Here is a 17,018-nt window from a genome sequence, read left to right as displayed (position 1 = left end):
GGCCCGCCCGGGGTGATCACCCCGGGCGGGTGAGGTGCGCCCGGACCGGTCGCTGGTGCCCTGGAAGCCTGCGGACGGAAGGGCGTGGCGGATGAACGGTGAGGCCTGGGCCATGGTCGCGGTGGCGGGCGTCACCGCCGGATACGCCCTGGTCTCCCGCCGACTGGCGTCGACACCGGTGTCGTCGGCGATGGTGTTCGTGGCCTCCGGGGTGCTGCTGGGACCCGCCGTGCTCGATGTCATCGATCCGGAGCGCGACGCCGGGCAGATCCTCACCCTGCTCGAAGCCGCTCTCGCACTGGTGCTCTTCAGCGACGCCATGACGGTGCGCGGCCGGGATCTGCGCTTCGGCGGCTTCCTGCCGGGTCGGCTGCTCGGCATCGGTCTGCCCCTGAGCATCGGGGCGGGCTGGCTGCTGGCCTGGCCCCTGCTGCCCGGCCTGACTCTCTGGGAGCTCGCCCTGGTCGGTGCCGTCCTCGCTCCGACGGATGCGGCGCTGGGCAAGAGCGCCATGACCAGCCCGCGGGTTCCCGCTCTCGTCCGGCACGGGCTGAACGTGGAGAGCGGTCTGAACGACGGGATGGTACTGCCGTTCTTCGTCCTCTTCCTGGCCGGTATCCCGGGCACGTCCGCCGCCGAGGAGGGGATCGCGGGCGTCTTCTGGCGGGCGCTGGTACTGAGCACGGTGCTGGGCCTGCTGGTCGGCGGGGCCGGCGGCCGGCTGTTGGAGGCGGCTCAGCGGAGGAGACGGGTCTCGCGGGAGTGGGCACAGCTCTTCGTCCCGGCCGTCGCCGCGGCGTCGTACGGACTGGGCGTCGTGGTGGACGGCAGCGGCTTCATCGCCGCCTGGGTCGCCGGATTCGCCTTCGGTCTCGCCCTGCGCCGCTCCCGGCCCGCCGGGCAGGCCGCCGGCCCGCACGAGGACGCCGGCCCCACTGCCGCCTTCAGCGAACGCCTCGGTGACCTCCTGGCCTCGGTCAGCCTGCTCGTCTTCGGCGCGGTGCTGCTCGGCCCGACGCTGGACGACCTGAGCTGGCGGATCGTCGGCTACGCGATGCTCAGCCTCACCGTCGTGCGGATGCTGCCGGTGGCCGTCGCGCTCGCCGGCAGCGGGCTGCGGCCGCCCACGGTGGCCTACATCGGCTGGTTCGGGCCACGAGGGCTCGTATCCGTGGTGCTGGGGTTGCTCGTTCTGGAAGAAGGCGTCCGCGGTGTGGATCTGCTGGGCAGGGTGGTCGCGGTCACCGTCGGCCTGAGCGTCCTCCTGCACGGCGTCTCGGCCGTCGTCCTCGCCGACCGGTACGGCCGATGGCGCGAGGAGGCCACGGCCGCGGGGCGCGAGCTGCGCGAGACGGTGCCCGTTCCCGGCAGTGGCCGGCGGCGTGTCCCGGGGTGGTGAGGGCGCACACCACCGGTGCGAGCGGGTGTCCCCTCCCGTGAAGCACGTTCACCCGCGACGGGTGAGGTAGGAGACGCCTCGAGTGGTCACGGTGGGAGGGAGCCGGTCCGGACCGGGGGTGACGAGGAGATCCGCCATGGCCAAGCCCTTCAGAGGGAAGATCGCCCTCGACATCCGTGACGCGCAGCCCGACTGGACGCCGTTCCTCGCGCCCAGGGCGCCCGAGAACAGTCCCAATGTGCTGCTGATCGCGTGGGACGACGTCGGCTACGGGACGATGGACTGTTTCGGTGGCCCGGTGAAGACGCCGGCGATGTCGCGGATCGCCGACATGGGGGTGCGCTACTCGAACTTCCACACCACGGCGCTGTGCTCCCCGACCAGGGCCTCACTGCTGACCGGGAGGAACGCGACGTCGAACGGGATGGCGACGATCGCCGAGTTCAGTGCCGGATTCCCGGGGATCTCCACCCGCATCCCGTTCGAGAACGGGTTCGTCTCGGAGGTCCTGGGCGAGCGCGGCTACAACACGTACTGCGTCGGCAAGTGGCACCTCACCCCCGGTGAGGAGATCAACATGGCCGCGTACAAGGGGCGCTGGCCCCTCGGGCGCGGCTTCGAGCGGTTCTACGGCTTCCTCGGCGGCGAGTCCAGCTGCTGGTACCCGGACCTGATCCACGACAACCACCCGGTCGACCCGCCGGCCACGCCCGAAGAGGGCTACCACATCGCCAAGGACTTCTCCGACAAGGCCATCGAGTTCATCCGGGACGCCAAGGTCGTCGACCCCGGCAAACCCTTCTTCCTGTACCTCTCCCTCGACGCGGCCCACGCGCCGCACCACGTGTTCAAGGAGTGGGCCGACCGTTACAGGGGCGTCTTCGACGAGGGCTACGAAGCGATCCGCCCGGGCATCCTGCGGCGTCAGAAGGAACTCGGCCTGCTGCCCCGGAACACCGAGCTCTCCCCGATCAATCCGCATGGCGAGCCCGCGGTGAGCGGGCCGGACGGCCAGCCGTGGCCGCTGCTGGACACCGTGCGGCCCTGGGACGAGCTCAGCGCCGATGAGCGGCGGCTGTTCGTCCGGATGGCCGAGATCTTCGCCGGATACGTCTCCTACAGCGACGACCAACTGGGCCGGGTGCTCGACTTCCTGGAGTCCTCGGGCGAACTCGACAACACGATCATCGTGGCCGTGTCCGACAACGGGGCCAGCGGTGAGGGCGGTCCGGACGGGACGTTCAACGAGTGGCGGTTCTTCAACGGGCTGCCCACACCGGCCGAGCTGTCCCTGGAACACATCGACGAGCTGGGCGGCCCGACGTCGTACAACCACTACAACACCGGGTGGGCCTGGGCGTTCGACACGCCGTTCCCGTACTGGAAGCGCTGGGCCGGCTACGAGGGCGGTGTGGCCGACATGTGCCTGGTCGCCTGGCCCGCGGGGATCGAGGTCCGGGGAGAGGTGCGCGACCAGTACGTCCACGCGGTGGACGTCGTGCCCACGCTCTACGACCTGCTCGGCATCGAGCCGCCCGAGACGCTCAAGGGCCATCCGCAGAACCCGATCGAGGGCGAGAGCTTCAAGGCGTCGCTCACCGACCACGAAGCGCCCGGACGGCGGACGCAGTTCTACGCGATGCTGGGTCAGCGGTCGATCTACCACGAAGGCTGGCTCGCCTGCACGGTGCACCCGCCGCTGAGCGGATGGGGCGGCTTCGCCCACGACGTGTGGGAGCTCTACGACCTCACCACCGACCGCGCGCAGTCGACCGACCTGGCCGCACGGGAACCGGCCCGGCTGGAGACCCTCAAGAGCCTCTGGTACTACTACGCCGGCGTCTACAACGGGCTGCCCCTGGACGACCGCACCGCGCTCGAACAGTCTCTGGCCGAGCGCCCGCACGGAAGCCCCGAGCGCGGCCGCTACGTGTACTACCCCGGCACCGCGGCGGTGCCCGAGCAGTCCGGCGTCGTGATCAGCGGCCGGTCGTACACCATCGCCGCCGGGGTCGACGTCGACTCGTCCGACGCCGAGGGCGTGCTGTACGCCCACGGCGGTGTGGCGGGGGGCCACAGCCTCTACGTCAAGGACCATCGCCTGCACTACGCGTTCAACTGGGTCGGCAGCAACCTCCAGGTCGTGGACGCCGGCCAGGAGATCCCGGCGGGCCGGCATGTGCTCGCGGCCGAGTTCGCGGCGCACGGCCGCAGCACGGACCCCGCCATGCCCGGTGCCGTGGGCACCCTCACCCTCTACGTGGACGAGCAGGAGGTGGGCCGCGACGACATCGTCACGCAGCCCGGCGACTTCTGTGTCGTCGGCGACGGGATCTGTGTGGGCCGCGACGACGCCTCACCGGTCACGCCGGACTACGACGGGCCGTTCCCGTTCACCGGAGGCACGATCGACAAGGTGGTCGTCGACGTCTCGGGCGAGCGCTACGTCGACCACGAGGCTCAGGTACGGGGCTGGTTCATGACCGACTGAACAGCGGACCACCGACGGACATCGAGCCGGGGAAAGGAGCCTGCGGATGACCGGGGAAGCGACGAGGGCGGAGGGCGCCGCCGCCCCGGCATGCCGAACGCGCCCCTTTCGCTGTTCTCGTCCGGATGACGCTGCACGCGTTCGAACGAGCCGGTCCGGCCCCTGAGACGTACCTGCCGACCCGCGTCGCGGCGCTGGTGGCCATGAGCGCGTCCTCAAGCCTCGTACCTGCTCGGCAGACGCGCCCGCGTGGTGACCGCCGCCCGCGGCATCGGTCAAGCCCTCGGGCTGCCCCCGCTGCCCGACTCGGTGCCCCGGGGGCGAGGAAGAAGGAGCGGAGACATGAATCTGGCCTATGACTACCCGGTCCTGGGGGCGTTCTGGACGATCATGTGGATCTTCCTCTGGGTCCTGTGGATCGTTCTGCTCTTCCGGATCATCGGAGACATCTTCCGGGACGACACACTCGGCGGAGGGGCCAAGACAGGATGGCTCCTCTTCGTGGTCCTCCTGCCCTTCCTCGGCGTGTTCGTCTACGTCCTGGCCCGCGGCAAAGGCATGGGCGACCGCGAAGTGCGGCATGCCCAGGCCCGGCAGGAGGCGTTCGACGACTACATCCGCCAGACGGCCGGCCGCGGCGCGGCGCCGGGAAACGAGGCGGACCAACTCGCCAAACTCTCCGAGGTCCGCGCCAGGGGTGACATCACGGACGCCGAGTTCCAGCGGGCCAAGGAGAAGATCCTCCATTGAGCCCGGGATCGGGGCCGCGGCCCCGATCCCGTGTCCGGCCCGTCGAGACCGTGCTGGCAGTGGTCACTTGGAGGAGTGATCGGCGGTACGCGCCCGTTCTCACGGATGCCACGGCGGCTGTGAGCGGAGCCGTGAGCGGAGCCGTGATCACCGCGCCGCAGGGGACATCGCCGCGCCCGTCGCCGAGGACGCCCGCCTGCTCGGCCTGCGCCGTCGTGGGCGGGGCGCGCGCCCCGCCCACGGCGCCTCCGCCTCGGCTGGTCACGCATGCCGCACGGCTCAGCCAGGACGTCCTGTACTTCGTCCGGCGGGCGTGGGCGCGGCCCGGGCCCCGTGCGCCGTGCCGACCCCAACACGACCGCCCACAGGGCCGGTTGGGTCGCTTCGCACGGCATCGTGGCCGGTCGGCGACGGTGTACCGGCCCGGTGGGAGACCCCTGGGTATAGTGCAGGCGTTTTGGAGAACCGGCGGCGGCCCGGAGCCGGCCGGCCTCGCGCGCGGCCTCGCGCTCAGCGGCGTCGGCGACCCTGAGGACCCCCGGGTGACCGCATCACTGAGGAGGCCGGCATGGAACCCGTCACGCTGATCACCGGTGGCTCGACCGGAATCGGCGCCGCCACCGCCCGCGCCCTGCTCAAACAGGGCCACCGCGTGGCCGTCACCGGACGTGACGCGGACAAGCTGGCCGCCTTCGCCGCCTCGGCCGGAGCGGACGGGCGACTGGTGACCGTCACCGGCGACGCCGGTGACGAGCACGACGTCGCGTCCGCCGTGCGCCGTGTCGTGGACGCGTGGGGCAGGCTGGACAACGTCATCGCCAACGCCGGTTTCTCGCTGCCCGGCAACCTGGAGAGCCACGCTCCCGCGGACATGCGCGCCATGGTCCTCACCAACGTGCTGGGCCCGGCCCTGCTCGTGCGGGAGACCCTGCCGCACCTCAGGGAGTCCAAGGGCCGGATCCTGATCATCGGTTCGGTCGCCGGGGTGCGCAACACGCCCGGCAACCTGTACTCGGTCACCAAGTGGGCCGCGCACGCGCTGGCCGAGAACACCCGGCTGCTGGTCGGCAAGGACGGGGTCGGCGTGACCGTCATCGCCCCCGGGGTGGTGGACACCCCGTTCTGGGACAAGCGCGGCGGCACCCCCGAGGCGGCGCCGTCGATGACCGCCGAGCAGGTCGCCGACACGATCGTCTTCGCCGTCAACCAGCCCGCGGGCGTGGACATCAACCACATCACCCTGCGGCCGGCCGGGCAGGCCGGCTGACGCCGCGCTCCCGGCAACCGTACGAGAAGGGTCCCCCGGCCCGCGCCGCGTGGCTACGCGGTGCGGGCCGGGGGACCCTTCCGTCGTCCGCGTGGCCGCGCGGCGTCAGGCGGAGAGGTGGGCACACCCGGGAAGGACCACCCCGGACCGCTCGAAGCCGGCCACGGTGGGTGCCCCCATCAGGGCCATGACCTCCTCGAACTCCCCCGTCAGCAGCCGCAGGACGTCCGCGGCGCCCTCCGCGCCGGAGTGGGCTAGCCCCCACAGGACCGGGCGTCCGACCATCACCGCGTCCGCGCCCAGGCACAGGGCCTTGGCGATGTCGGCGCCGTGCCGGACGCCGCCGTCCAGGACCACCGCGCACCGCCCCGCGACGGCGTCCACGATCTCGGCGAGGGCGTCGGGGGCGCTGCGGGAGAAGTCCAGCTGGCGGCCGCCGTGGTTGGAGACGACCAGCCCCGAGACGCCGTGCTTGACGGCCAGTTCGGCGTCCTCACCGGTGAGCACGCCCTTCAGCACCACGGGCAGGGAGGTCACTTCGCGCAGCCAGGCGAGGTCCTCCCAGGTGATCGAGGCGTCGAACTGCTCCCTGGAGTGCCGGGCGATGGCCGACTCCCCGTCCCGGCCGCCGTGCGAGGCGGCCATCACGTCGTGCGCCACGTTGACCGCCCGGATGCCCGGGGGCACCGCGAACCCGTTGGCGGCGTCACGGGGGCGATACGCCACCCTGGGCGCGTCGACGGTGAGGACCAGCGCGCGGAAACCGGCGGTCTCGGCCCTGCGGATCAGGTCCACCAGGAGGTCGCGGCGCTTGAGCCAGTACAGCTGCAGCCACAGCGGACCGGTGGCCGCGGCGGCGATGTCCTCCAGTGTCCGGCTCGCGAACATGCTGACCGTGAACAGGGCGCCGGTCCCACCCGCGGCCCGCGCCGTCGCCACCTCGCCCTCCTCGTGGGCGAGTCGGTGGTACGCCATGGGGGCGATGCCCAGGGGGGCCGCGAGGTCCGCCCCGAGCAGCTCGGTGCGGGGGTCGCAGTGGGAGACGTCGACGAGACAGCGCGGCCGCAGCCGGATCCGGTCGAGGGCCTCCCGTCCGGCCGTGAGCATCGACTCGGTGCCGCTGCCGCCCTCGAAGAAGTCCCACACCGGTCTCGGCAGCCGCTCCTTGGCCGCTGCCTCGTACTCGCGCAGCGCCAGCACCACATCTTCTCCGTTCGCCGTACTGGTCAAGGGGGTTGGGGACACCGGACGTCAGACGGCGGTGCCGGTGCTCAGCGCGGTGATGAAGGCGGCCAGTCTGGCCATGCCCTCGATGATGGACTCCGGGCTCTGCGCGCTGCACGACAGGCGCAGCTGGTGGGTGCCGCCGCCGTCCAGGTGGAAGTCGCTCATCGGAGTCCACAGCACGCCGTAGCTGCGCGCGGACAGCTCCAGGGCCTTGTGGTCGGCGGCGAAGGGCACGGTGACGACGGTGAAGAAGCCGCCGTCCGGGCGGTTCCAGGAGATGCCGAGCTCGGCCCGGCGCTCCGCGGGGAAGTGCCGCTCCAGCTCGTCGAGGAGCGTGTCCATGTTCGTGCGGTAGTACGCGATGGCCCCGGCGTTCGCCTCGCGCAGGCGGCAGCCGTTCTCGACGAGCAGTCCGCCGATGACGGCCTGGCTGACGGCCGAGGTGTTGACGGTGGTCATGCTCTTGATCTTGGACAGCTCGTCGGCGAGCAGTGAGCGCCGGCCGCCCGGGCCGATGACCTCCTGGTCGGCGATGACGTAGCCCACCCGGGCTCCGGGCAGCGCCGTCTTGGCGAAGGAGCCCAGGTGCACCACGCGGCGGCCCGTGTCGAGGGCCTTGAGCGTGGGGCGGGCCGAGCCGGTCCGTACGAAGAAGCCGTAGGGGTCGTCCTCCAGGACGAGCAGGTCCTCCTCCTGGGCCGTCCGCAGCAGGCGCTCGCGGTCCGGGAGGCTCATGCTGGTGCCGGACGGGTTGGCGAAGTCCGGGACGACGTAGAAGGCCCGAGGGCGTTCGCCGGCTTCCCTGGCGGCGCGCACGGCAGCCGACACGGCCTCCGGGTCAGGACCGGCGGGGCCCTCGGGCACGGGCCGCACGCGGATGCCCAGGAGCCGGGCCACGCCGGTGATGCCCACGTAGCACGGCGAGCTGACCAGCAGCGTGTCCTCGGGAGCGGCGAAGAGCGCCCGCAGGACGAGGAGCATGGCCTCCTGACAGCCGGTCGTCACGACGACGGCCTCCGCGGGGACCTCGATCCCCTCGTCGTGGGCGACCGTCCGGGCGATCAGCTCGTGGATGATCCCGTTGGTGCGGCCGTACTGGAACAGCTGGGTGCGCACCCGGTCGCGCGACCAGCCCAGGGTCTGTTCCAGGTGGCTGGTGTACGTGTGCAGGTGGCGCGCGAGGTCCTCGGGCTCGAAGTCGCCCTCGGTGGGCCGGCCGGGCGCGAAGGAGATGGCCTGGGGGAAGCGGCCGACGACCTCGTTGAGGAAGTTCATGGCGTCGAGGACCGGGTCGCTCAGCGATCCGTGCAGCTCGTCGAGCGACAGGGCCCGCGGGGACGGCAGGGCGGCTTGGGTCACCGCTCAGACTCCTCTCGGCGCGGCCGCGTAGGCCGTACTCAGGGTGGGGGCCGTGGTGCGTGCGGGAATCCGGGCCCGGCCCTGTATCCCGCGGACCAGGGCCGTGGTGAGCCGGTCCGTGTGGACGCGCTGCTGCTCCGGCTCCTGGGCGGTGCCCAGGCCGTGCAGGGCGTCGACCACCTGGTGCAGGTCCCGGGCGAAACCGGCGAGGACGTCGGCGACGGCCACGGCGTTGGAGCCGAGGATGTCGGTCCACAGGTCGGCGTTGCCCGCGGCGAGGCGGGTGATGTCCTGCAGTCCCTGCCCGGCGAGCCCCAGCTGGGACGCGTCGCCGTCCAGTAACTGCCCCGCGATCAGACTCGACACCAGGTGCGGGGCGTGCGAGGTGAGTGCCACCGCGCGGTCGTGCTCGGCGTGGGCCATCACCACCGGCCGGCCGCCGCACAACTCGGCGAGGTGCCGGGCGCGTTCGACGGTCTGCGCCCGGGTGTGCGCGGAGGGGGTGAGCACCCAGGGCCGTCCGTGGAACAGGTCGGCCCGGGCGGCGAGCGGGCCGGACTGCTCCCGGCCGCCCATGGGATGCCCGCCCACGAAACGGGTCAGGTCGCAGCCGGCCTGGTCCGCTTCCCGCTGGGGCAGTTCCTTGATGCTGGCGGCGTCGGTGAAGTCATGGGCGAGCTGCCGCAGTTGGTGTTCCTTCAGTGCCGTCGCGACGTGCCGCGGAGGTACCGCGATGACGGCCATGTCGACCGGGCCACGAGGTGTTCCCGCGATGCCGGCCCCGAGGTCCTCGGCGGTGCGCGCCGTTTCCGGGTTCGCGTCGATCAGGTACGTGGTCACGCCCCGGCCCCGAAGGGCCAGGGCGATCGAGGTACCGATCAGGCCGGTTCCGACCACTGCGGCACTGCGCATCAGTGGTGGCTCCACAGGAGGGGCAGGTACTCGGGGTCGCTGTAGTCGGGGGTGCCCTCGGCGGTGCGCCGCACGAGCACGTCGTGGTTGTAGTGGACCTGGGTACCGTCCGAGCGGAAGAAGTCGCGGTAGCGGTTCTCGCCGTCCTGCAGGTGGAAGGAGATGGCGCGGCGCGGGCGGTCGCTGACGTTCGCACCGCTGCCGTGGTAGGTGCGGCAGTGGTGGAAGTTGACGTGGCCCTTGGGGATGAAGACCGGGATCTTCTTGACCTCGACCCCGTTGTAGGCCGCGTTGTCCTCCAGCATCTGCTCCAGCTCGGAGCGGTCCCGCTCGGCGAAGTGCAGGGAGGTGGCGTCGTTGTCGGCCGTCTCCTTCCACAGGTGGCTGCCGTCGACCATCGTGATGGTGCCCATCTCCTCACCGCAGTCGTGGAAGGGGATGAACGCGGTCAGCATCCGCTCGGAGGTCGACGTGGACCAGTAGTGGCGGTCGAAGTGCCAGGGCACGATGTTCGACTGCTCCTGCGCCACCGGGGGCTTGTAGATGAGCGTCGACTGGAACACCCGGATCTGCTCGGCCTCGGCCAGGCGCGCGGCGACGGCGCCCAGCAGCGGCTTGCGCAGGATGCGGCCTATGGTGTCGTCCTCGTAGTGGATGTAGTCGTTGTGCCGCTGGATGTCGCCCTTCTCCGGCTCCCAGTAGGCCAGCTTGGGCGGGCGCACCGGCAGGGTGCGGTCGCGGTGGCCGGCGTAGAAGCGCTCGCTGGCGGCCTCCAGCTGCTCGATCTCCTCGTCGGTGAACAGCTTCTTCGACAGGTACCAGCCGTGCTCGGCGTAGAAGACGACGTCCTCGTCGGTCGGGAGCAGCGCGCGCTCCTCGTCGGTGAGGGTGAACTTCTGGGTGTCCTCGATGGTCATGCTCTTCCTTACAGGTGCGTGGTTCGGTGCGGGGACGGCGCGCTGAGCCGGGTCAGGAGACGACCTTCTCGCGGGCGACCGCCTCGTAGAGCGCCTTGATGTTGCCGCTGCCGAAGGTGCGGGCGCCGTGCCGGTCGATGACCTCCCAGAAGTACGTCTTCCGTACGTGCTGGGACTGGGTGAAGATCTGGAACACCTGGCCCCAGTGGTCCTCGTCGATCAGGACGTTGGTCCGGCGCAGGTCCTCGACCTGGAGGTTCGGGCGCTCGAAGCGCTCCTGGAGCTGTTCGTAGTACGAGCCCGGGGTCTGCAGGAAGGTGACGCCCCGCTTCTCCAGGGTCTGCACGGTGCCCACGATGTCGTCGCAGAGCAGCGCCAGGTGCTGCACGCCGGCGCCGCCGTGGCGGGCGAGGAAGGTGTCGATCTGGCCGGGCTCGCGGTCGGTGACCGGCTCGATCAGGGTGAAGGTCACCTTGCCGGACGGGCTCTGGACGACCTTGGAGTCCATGGCCTGGGTGCCGACCTCGATGAACTCCTCGAAGATCTGCGAGAAGCCGAAGACCTTCTCGTAGAACTCGACCGTGGGGCCCAGCAGGCCGGCGGGCAGGCAGATCGCCGCGTGGTCCACGGTGCTGAGCAGCTCCTCGCCCGCCTCGGGGTCGGCGGCGATGATGTCCATCACGCCCGGCAGGAACTGCTCGCGGTCGCCGGTGCGCTGGACGAACCGATGGGCCACGTCGCCGAAGCCCAGCACCGCGGCGGTGACCACCTCGGTGCCGTCCTTGCTGTGGACGGTGGGCTGTTCGACGGCGGTGGCGCCCCGCTCGACGGCCATCTCGAAGGCCTTGGCGGCGTCGCTGACCTCGAAGGCGATGTTGGCGACACCGTCACCGTGCTGCATCACGTAGGACGCGGCCGGGTGAGAGGGGTTGAGGGCGGAGGTGAGGACCACCTCGATGCCGCCCTGGCGCAGCAGCAGCGAGCGGTGGTCGGCCTGGCCGGTCTCGGGACCGGCCTGGCCGCAGAGACGGAAACCGAAAGCGGTGCAGAGGTAGAACGCGGACTGCTGGGCATCTCCGACGTAGAACTCGACGTGGTCTACGGCCCCGATATCCATGTAAAACCCTTCCGTTTTCATGTTCGAGCAGGAGAAAGTCGAGATGTTTCCGCGAGTGACGGGCGGGTGAATCGAGAGATTCGGCCGCGTGTGTCCCGCTAGAGAGTGGAGAACTCGTTCAGCGGCGACCAGACACCGTAGTCGCCCCGACGGTAGAGAAGCGGCTCACGGGGGAAGATTTCAGCACCTTCCACCCGGCCTATGACAAGCCAATGGTCGCTCACTTCGATCGCATTTTCAACCCTGCATTCCGCAAAGCCGAGAGAAACTTCGAAAAGCAGCGGCGCGCCTTCGGCAATAGCCGAGGGGCGCCATTCGACATGTGCGAACTTGTCCGTGGCCTTGCTCGCGAAGACCTGGGAGGCGTCGCGCCCGGACGAGGAGAGGAAGTTCACCGCGAACGCCTGCGACGAGAGGATCGCCGGCAGTGTGCGGGACTCCTTGCCGACAGACACCAGCAGCGTCGACGCCGCCGCCGACACGGCACAGACGGCGTTGCTGGTGAAGCCGTACGGCTCGCCCTGTCCATCCGTTGCCGTCACGATGGCGATCGGGGTCGGGAACGAGCCGAATAGTTCGCTGAAGCGTACAGAACCGACGTCCATCAAGTCCCTCCGCGGAACAGCTCGTGAATCGTTTTCGGGCAGGCCGAAGAAACCAACGGCCCGTGTTGGTATTTCTGGAACCGCCGTCGCCTCTTTGCGGTGGCGGTTATTCCACGGTCGCCGGCACGAGATCCGCCTCACGTGCGGCGATCGCGCGGCCGAAAGCCCGGATCGTCAGCGGCAGCATGAGCGCACCGAACGCGGTGAGCGCCACGGCCAGTATCAGGACGAGTTGCTGCGGTCCCAGATTGGAACCGGAGCCGGCCACCAGAATTCCCGCGATGGGCATGGCCAGCATATTGAGCAGATAGAACGGCCCCATCACCTTGCCGAGGTGTTCCTGGGGAAGGACCTTGATGCGCTGCGTCCGGTTGAAGACGTTGAAGTACGTCACTCCGACCATGGCCGCCACGAACGCCGGGGCGTACAGCACCATGGAGGAGGCGAAGCCGATGAGCAGCAGACAGGAGCAGAGCAGGGCGAGGCCGAAGATCCCGAGCGTCCGCACGTCGACGTACCGGAGCAGGAACGGGATGACCAGGAGGTTGACGATCCCCAGCACGCCGATGCAGATGTTCAGCAGGGCGAACGACGACTCCGGGGCGCCGAACACACCCGTGACGAGTGCGGCGTTGGCGGCGAGCACCACGGCGAAGACCAGGTTGATCGAGAAGTTGAGCGAGGCCAGCAGGACCAGCGGCCGGCTGCGGACCAGCAGGGACCAGCCCAGCCGGAGTTCGGCGACGATCTCCGCGGCTCCTCCGCTGCTCGGGGTGCGCAGCCCGCGCGGCAGCGGCAGCCAGCAGACGGCGGCGATGGCGAAGACCGCCGCTGCGGCGCCGAGCAGCCAGACCTTGTCGATGAAGGCCACGCCCAGCATCGCCAGGGCGGGGCCGACGGCCATCGCCGAGACCTCCATGCTCTGCACCAGGCCCTGGATCTTGGCCACCTCGGTGCCCTTGGCCAGCTGGGGCACGACCTTCTCCACGGACATGCGCACCGGCGCCATCAGCAGCGAGAGCAGTGGCGCGGCCGTCATCAGGATGGGCGTCAGCAGTGAGGGCGCGGCCAGACAGCCGATGAGGGCGCCGCCGAGGACGACGGCCCGGCCCGCGGTGACGATGGAGAACAGCCGCGCCCCGCCGTCACGGTCGGCGAGGAGACCGGCGAAGGGGTACGCGAGGAGGGCCGGGAGCCACTCGATCGCGTAGGCGAGGCCGAGGGCGGACACGTCCTTGGTGTCCTGGAAGATGAGCAGCGGGACGGCGAACATCACCATCTGCTCGGCGACGACGCCGAGCAGGACACCGCAGGCGAAGAGACGCTGGTGCAGCGCGGATCGTGTGGTCATAAGGTCGTTCGCTCCCTTGTGCTCGGCCGGTTCCGGCCCGGCCCGAGGCTCCTCACTGCGTCACCGGAACGGTCTCGATGCGGAATCCGTCGATGATCTTCCGGATGTCCTCCTCGACGGCCGGCTCGTCGCCGGTGAAGATGAACCGCCCGCTGTGCACCGCGTCATAGCTGCCGCCGGGCTCCATCACCTCGCCGGGTGCGGGCACCAGCTCCCGCCAGATCGTGGCGAAGCGGTCCCGCATGGAGGTCACCGAGACGACCTCGGCCGGCAGTCCGGCGGGCTTCGGGATGATCAGCCAGCCGCCGGACGGGTCGCCCGTCTGCGGCGGGACCGTCGCCCGTCCCTCGCACAGGGCGTCCAGCCAGAGCTCGAAGAGGTTGACCCCGAAGAGCTTGTCCATGAGGTACGGCACCTCGGCCCCGCCGATGCGGCCCGCGATCTCCAGGAACACCAGGTCCCCGTCGGGCGTGACGAAGAGTTCCAGGTGGAACGGCATGGAGGTCATGCCCAGACCCGACACGCAGCGCCGGGCGAAGTCGTGCACGCGGGTGCGCAGCGGGGAGTCCTGGACGACGACCGAGCCGAGCGGCTGCCCGCCGGCCTCGAAGGCCAGACAGTCGTTGATGTAGCGGGACACCGCCATGAACGGGATGCCGGCGTTCTCGTCCGCGAATCCGTCGACGTGGTAGATCGCGCCTTCGACGAACTCCTCGAGCTCGTGGTCGCCGAGGTCGACCTCCGCCAGCAGCGCGGTGAGCGCGGCCTCGTCCTCGACCCGGTGCACGCCCATGCTCGCGGCCCCCGACACCGGCTTGAGGATCAGCGGGAACCCGGTGGCGCGGGCGAACTCCAGCGCGGACTCGGCGCTGGTGCAGGCGTCGAAGCGGGGCACGCGGACGCCCGCCTTGGCGACGAGCTCCTTCATCCGCAGCTTGTTGCGGTAGACCGCGACGTCCTCCGGTCGGGGCCCGGGGATGCCGAGTGCCGCGCGGACCTCGGCCGCGACGCCGAGGGTGAACTCGGAGACGGCGATCAGCCGGTCGACCGGGCCGACCTCGTCGGCGACCCTGCGGACCGCGTCGCGCAGCGCCTCGAAGTCGTTGACGTCCTCGATCTGGACGGTGCTCGCGATCCGCTCGGGAGCGGCGAGGATCCCGGTGGCGCCGACCGCGTCGACGACGTAGCTGACGCGGTGCCGCTCATGGTCGATGAGTTCCTCGAAGCGGCCCATCGAGAAGTCCCAGCGCGGCCCTTCCGTGAACCGGGGCCAGCGGTTGACGACGACGATGTGCATGGCTCACTCCTCCGTCGCCACGGGAACCGTCTTGATCGACAGGGTTCGCCGGACGAACTCGATGGCTTCTTCCAGTTCCTCGCGCGAGTCCGCGGCGAGCACCGCGTACCCGGTGCGCTGCAGGGAGGAGGAGGTCCGCTGGACGGTGTCGCCGGCCTTCACCTTGGCGGTGGCGTCCACGACGGCGGGGTGCGCGCGGACCTCGTCGAGACCGTCGACGGCGATCACCTCGCCGGGGTCGGAGATCACGAAGAGGCTGGCGGAGAACTTCACCGGGCCCTCGGGCGGCGGCGGCAGCTCGTCACCGACGACGAGCCGCAGCACCAGCTCGAACCAGTCCATCCCGTACGCCAGGGAGCACAGCTCCATGATGTAGTCGCCGGGCGTGCGGACCGCGACCTCCATCACCGAGGGGCCGGAACTCGTCATCCGGAATTCCAGGTGCACGATGCCGGTGCGCATCCCGATGGCGGCGATGACGGACCGGCCCAGTTCGGCGACCTGCTCGGCCTCGGCGGGCGGCAGGGAGACCGCCGCCCGGTGCTCCAGTTCGACGAAGTGGGGCGCGCCCGTGGTGGTCTTGGCGGTCAGGTTCGCGAACCAGACCTCGCCGTCGCGGACCAGGGCCTCCCAGCTGTACTCGGGGCCCTCGACCGCGGTCTCCACCAGCAGGGGCCGCTCCGAGGCGCGTCGCGATGCCGCGGCGTCGAAGGCGGCGGCGTCGGCGACGAGTTCGACGCCGTCGCTGCCGGCCGACGACAGCGGCTTGATCACCACGGGGAGGCGGGCCTTGGCCCACTCGGCCGCCCCGGCCAACTCGTTGGTGAGGAGGTAGTCGGGCTGGCCGATGCCGTGGGCGCGGAAGCGCCCGCGCTGCAGTGCCTTGTTCCGCGAGACCACGGCCGCCCCCAGGGACGGTCCGGGCAGGCCGTGGGTCTCCTGGGCGAGGGCTGCGCCCAGGACGTGGCACTCGGTGAACCCGAAGATCCCGGCGGGGCGGCTGCGCAGGGCGGCGGCGTGGGCGGTCTCCGCCCACAGCTCGTCCAGCGAGCCGTACTGGCCCTGGCTCGGCTCCACGGCGTCGACCAGGCCCTCGATGCCCGCGGCCCAGTCCTGCGACTCGATACCGCGGACCCGCAGACCGAGCCGGCGGGCGGCCGCCACGTACGGGCGGCCCATGATCCCGACGCCGACGAGCAGCAGTTCGCGCTCCTCCCGCCCGCTCATGATCCCTGCTCCTCGAGGCGGCGGATCAGGGGAGCGACGTGGGTGAAGAAGTTCCGCATCTCGTCGCGGGTCGGCCAGCCGGAGAAGATGAACTCGCTGATGCCCGCGGCCTTGTAGCTGTGGATGTAGCGGGCGACCTCCTCGTGGCTGCCGACGATGCACAGCGCCGGACCGCCGCGGTAGGCCACCGCGCCGGTCCAGATGTAGGGCGAGAGCCACTCGTCCGTGGCGCTTTCCGCCAGCTGGTACGAGGACTTGACCGCCTCGGAGTCGGTGGTGTTCACCCACTGGCGGATCCACGCCGTGTGGTCCTCGTCCGGGTTGCGCATGAGGTTGGCGAGCTCCGCCACGGCCTCCTCCCGCGTGTCGCGGGACAGCACGTGCATGCGGGTGCCCACGCGGCGGCCGGCGTCGAGGAGCGGCTTGCTCGCCTTGGCCATGCCCTCGGGGGTGTCGCCGTAGCGCAGCCAGCAGTCGCCGGAGGCGATCGCCGTCTGCTGGGCGACGGCGGAGGCGCCGCTGATGTAGATCTCCGGGCGGCCGCCGTCCTTGTGACCGAGGCCGAGCGAGGCGTCCTTGAGGGTGTAGTGCTGCCCGTCGTAGCTCATGGGCGACTCGCCCTCCCAGAGGCCGCGGATGACCTCGAGGAACTCGTTGCACCGGGCGTAGCGCTCGTCGTGGCTGAGGAAGTCGCCGTAACCGGCCTGCTCCGCCGGGGAGATGCCGGAGACGATGTTGAGGGACATGCGCCCGTCCGTCATCCAGGACAGGGTGTTGACGACCTGTGCGAACAAGGTCGGCGACATCAGGCCCGGGCGGTAGGCCAGCATGAACTTGATCCGGTCCGTCACCTGCGAGAGGGCGCCGAGCACCGGCAGCGGGTCGGGCAGGTAGTTGGAGATGCCGAACAGCAGGCTGTCGACGCCGAGTTCTTCGGCTTCCTGGACGAAGTCCCTGACCTCGCCCATGTCCAGCTTGCCGATCTTGTACGTGTCCGTGGGCGTCGCCTGTCCCGTGTCGGGCGGCGAGCACCAGTGGAGGCGGAGGGGTTCCATCGTGTTGTGTCCTTCCGTTGCGGGCACCGGGCACGCGTCCGCAT

General features: G+C 70.6%; 14 protein-coding genes. 4 read left to right on the top strand and 10 right to left on the bottom strand.

Annotated features, from left to right (window positions below):
• Window positions 1-91: 91 nt before the first annotated feature.
• The 4 genes from ABZY20_RS11305 (at window position 92) to ABZY20_RS11290 (ending at window position 5,907) form a co-directional block, all read left to right on the top strand.
• Window positions 92-1,399, top strand: a complete 1,308-nt coding sequence (locus tag ABZY20_RS11305) for a cation:proton antiporter (protein WP_356439926.1) — start codon at window positions 92-94, stop codon at window positions 1,397-1,399.
• Between the two features lie 136 nt (window positions 1,400-1,535).
• Window positions 1,536-3,890, top strand: coding sequence for an arylsulfatase (locus ABZY20_RS11300; RefSeq protein ID WP_356439923.1), 2,355 nt, complete (start codon window positions 1,536-1,538; stop codon window positions 3,888-3,890).
• A 342-nt stretch (window positions 3,891-4,232) separates the two neighbouring features.
• Complete coding sequence (locus ABZY20_RS11295) at window positions 4,233-4,640, top strand: SHOCT domain-containing protein (RefSeq protein ID WP_356439921.1); 408 nt, start codon at window positions 4,233-4,235, stop codon at window positions 4,638-4,640.
• Between the two features lie 568 nt (window positions 4,641-5,208).
• On the top strand, window positions 5,209-5,907 hold the full coding sequence (locus tag ABZY20_RS11290; RefSeq protein WP_356439918.1) for an SDR family oxidoreductase: 699 nt from the start codon (window positions 5,209-5,211) through the stop codon (window positions 5,905-5,907).
• Between the two features lie 105 nt (window positions 5,908-6,012).
• Here the strand turns inward: ABZY20_RS11290 and ABZY20_RS11285 are convergent, their stop codons facing one another.
• From ABZY20_RS11285 to ABZY20_RS11240, 10 genes are all read right to left on the bottom strand, one after another.
• Window positions 6,013-7,137, bottom strand: coding sequence for an alpha-hydroxy acid oxidase (locus tag ABZY20_RS11285; protein WP_356439915.1), 1,125 nt, complete (start codon window positions 7,135-7,137; stop codon window positions 6,013-6,015).
• Window positions 7,138-7,158: 21 nt separating this feature from the next.
• Window positions 7,159-8,493, bottom strand: coding sequence for a PLP-dependent aminotransferase family protein (locus ABZY20_RS11280; protein ID WP_356439912.1), 1,335 nt, complete (start codon window positions 8,491-8,493; stop codon window positions 7,159-7,161).
• 3 nt (window positions 8,494-8,496) lie between these two features.
• Window positions 8,497-9,405, bottom strand: coding sequence for a prephenate dehydrogenase (locus ABZY20_RS11275; protein ID WP_356439909.1), 909 nt, complete (start codon window positions 9,403-9,405; stop codon window positions 8,497-8,499).
• A complete protein-coding gene (locus tag ABZY20_RS11270) occupies window positions 9,405-10,322 on the bottom strand; it encodes a phytanoyl-CoA dioxygenase family protein (RefSeq protein ID WP_356439906.1) in 918 nt (305 codons plus the stop codon). Before ABZY20_RS11270 ends, ABZY20_RS11275 begins: the two co-directional genes overlap by 1 nt.
• 52 nt (window positions 10,323-10,374) lie before the next feature.
• Window positions 10,375-11,439 (bottom strand): 4-hydroxyphenylpyruvate dioxygenase, encoded by a 1,065-nt coding sequence (gene hppD / locus ABZY20_RS11265; protein WP_356439903.1) that lies wholly within the window; start codon window positions 11,437-11,439, stop codon window positions 10,375-10,377.
• Between the two features lie 98 nt (window positions 11,440-11,537).
• Window positions 11,538-12,044 (bottom strand): flavin reductase family protein, encoded by a 507-nt coding sequence (locus ABZY20_RS11260; RefSeq protein ID WP_356439900.1) that lies wholly within the window; start codon window positions 12,042-12,044, stop codon window positions 11,538-11,540.
• 106 nt (window positions 12,045-12,150) lie between these two features.
• Window positions 12,151-13,395, bottom strand: coding sequence for an MFS transporter (locus ABZY20_RS11255; protein WP_356439897.1), 1,245 nt, complete (start codon window positions 13,393-13,395; stop codon window positions 12,151-12,153).
• A 52-nt stretch (window positions 13,396-13,447) separates the two neighbouring features.
• Window positions 13,448-14,692, bottom strand: a complete 1,245-nt coding sequence (locus ABZY20_RS11250; RefSeq protein ID WP_356439894.1) for an ATP-grasp domain-containing protein — start codon at window positions 14,690-14,692, stop codon at window positions 13,448-13,450.
• Between the two features lie 3 nt (window positions 14,693-14,695).
• The gene (locus ABZY20_RS11245) at window positions 14,696-15,919 is read right to left on the bottom strand and encodes an ATP-grasp domain-containing protein (protein ID WP_356439891.1); all 1,224 of its coding nucleotides are present in this window, start codon (window positions 15,917-15,919) and stop codon (window positions 14,696-14,698) included.
• Complete coding sequence (locus ABZY20_RS11240; RefSeq protein ID WP_356439888.1) at window positions 15,916-16,974, bottom strand: LLM class flavin-dependent oxidoreductase; 1,059 nt, start codon at window positions 16,972-16,974, stop codon at window positions 15,916-15,918. The genes ABZY20_RS11245 and ABZY20_RS11240 overlap by 4 nt, the downstream gene beginning before the upstream one ends.
• Between the last annotated feature and the right edge of the window lie 44 nt (window positions 16,975-17,018).

The sequence above is a fragment of the Streptomyces sp. NPDC006624 genome (assembly GCF_040611555.1).
In the GTDB taxonomy this organism is placed as follows: Bacteria; Actinomycetota; Actinomycetes; order Streptomycetales; family Streptomycetaceae; genus Streptomyces.
Note: the sequence above shows the minus strand (reverse complement) of the source record. Positions and strands in the feature narration are given on the sequence as shown.